This is a genomic window from Polycladomyces zharkentensis (assembly GCF_016938855.1).
GTDB lineage: Bacteria > Bacillota > Bacilli > Thermoactinomycetales > JIR-001 > Polycladomyces > Polycladomyces zharkentensis.
In genome coordinates this window covers 433-747 of sequence record NZ_JAFHAP010000012.1, presented here as the reverse complement: position 1 = coordinate 747, position 315 = coordinate 433, and the positions used below count along the sequence as shown (strand labels likewise).

General features: G+C 55.2%; 1 protein-coding gene. It reads left to right on the top strand.

The window, feature by feature from the left end; all coding sequences use genetic code 11:
• Nucleotides 1–282 (top strand): hypothetical protein (locus JQC72_RS13350; protein ID WP_205496516.1); only part of this gene is annotated, 282 nt, incomplete at its 5' end.
• Between the last annotated feature and the right edge of the window lie 33 nt (nucleotides 283–315).

The following is a 315-nucleotide window of genomic DNA, read 5'->3' as shown; positions in this document are numbered from 1 at the left end:
GAGATGATCGGAAACCACGGCTTGCGGTGCTATTTTGGATGTCGTGACGGATTGATCGGCGAGTTGATCCCGACCAACTGCTTCATCCCGAATGTGAAGGGATTGAACAGTATCTGGAGCGAGATGGCGTGTATGGACAGCTTGATCCTGGATGTGGGAATCGGAGACGGATTCGGGTGCGAGATGATCGGAAACCACGGCCTGTGGTGCGATTTTGGCAGTGTCGACGGATTGATCGGCGAGGTGCTCCCGGGAGACGGCCCCGTTTTGGATGTGATGTGACTGGATGGTATTGGGAGCGAGATGGCGTGTATG